Raw genomic sequence first — 1,243 nt, forward strand, 5'->3', positions numbered from 1 at the left:
GGCCATAGCCCTTGCGGTTGATGGCGGCGATAACGGCGTCGATCTCGTCGGCGTCGAAGCTGGCGACATGCAGCACCGGGCCGAACACCTCGCGCTCCATCTCCTCGATGCCCTTGACGCGGAAGACATGCGGCGCGACGAAGCGGCCGCTCTTCGGCGCTTCGAGCTTGGCGATCAGCCGGCCCTGCAGGCCCATCCTGGTGCAATAGTCGCGGATCGACGTTTGCGCCTCGTCGTCGATGACCGGGCCGACATCGGTCGAGATCAGCCAGGGATCGCCGAGGTTGAGCGCTTCCATCGCGCCCCTCAGCATCTCCAGCATCTTCTTCTCTACGTCCTTCTGGACATAGAGCACGCGCAGCGCCGAGCAGCGCTGGCCGGCGCTCTGGAAGGCGGAGGCGAGGATGTCGCGCACCGCCTGCTCGGGCAGCGCGGTGGAATCGACGATCATGGCGTTGAGCCCCCCGGTCTCGGCGACCAGCATGGCGTCGGGTGCGGCGGTGTCGGCCAGTTGCTTCTCGATCAGCTTGGCGACCTCGGTCGAGCCGGTGAAGCAGACGCCGGCGATACGCGGGTCGGCCGTCAGCGGCGCGCCGACCGAGGGGCCATCGCCGGGCAGAAGCTGGATGATGTCTTCCGGCACGCCCGCCTCGCGCAGCATCTCGACGGCGCGGAAGGCGATCAGCGGCGTCTGTTCTGCCGGCTTGGCGATCACCGAATTGCCGGTGACGAGCGCCGCGGCGATCTGGCCGGTGAAGATGGCGAGCGGGAAATTCCACGGCGAGATGCAGACGATCGCGCCGCGCGCCTCGGTGCCCGTTTCCGCATTGGCGGCCTCGGCGGCGTAGTAGCGCAGGAAATCGACCGCCTCGCGCACCTCGGCGACGCCGTCGGCCAGCGATTTGCCGGCCTCGCGGGTGGCGAGCGCGAAGAACTCGGCCGCGTTGGCCTCATAGAGGTCGGCGGCGCGGTTCAGGATCGCCGCGCGCTCGGCGACCGGGCGCTTGGCCCAAGCCGGCTGCGCCTCGACCGCGATGCGTACGGCGGTGGCGACCTGCTTGGCGGCCGCCTCGTGGATCGTGCCGACAACCTCGTCGGGCTTCGCCGGATTGACTACCTTGCGCTCCTTGCCGTAGCCGGCGGCGCGCGTGACCGGCTTCGCGTGCCAGCGGTCCGGCCCAGCAAACTCGGCCTTGGCCTTGTCGATCGCCGCCAGCGTCACCGGATCGGTGATGTCGACGCC

The 1,243-nt window shown here is 69.4% G+C and carries 1 protein-coding gene; it reads right to left on the reverse strand.

The annotated features are described in order from the left end of the window. Nucleotides 1-1,243 (reverse strand): L-glutamate gamma-semialdehyde dehydrogenase (locus EN781_RS32800; protein ID WP_127400736.1); only part of this gene is annotated, 1,243 nt, incomplete at both ends.

Source organism: Mesorhizobium sp. M4A.F.Ca.ET.090.04.2.1 (assembly GCF_003999085.1).
GTDB lineage: Bacteria > Pseudomonadota > Alphaproteobacteria > Rhizobiales > Rhizobiaceae > Mesorhizobium.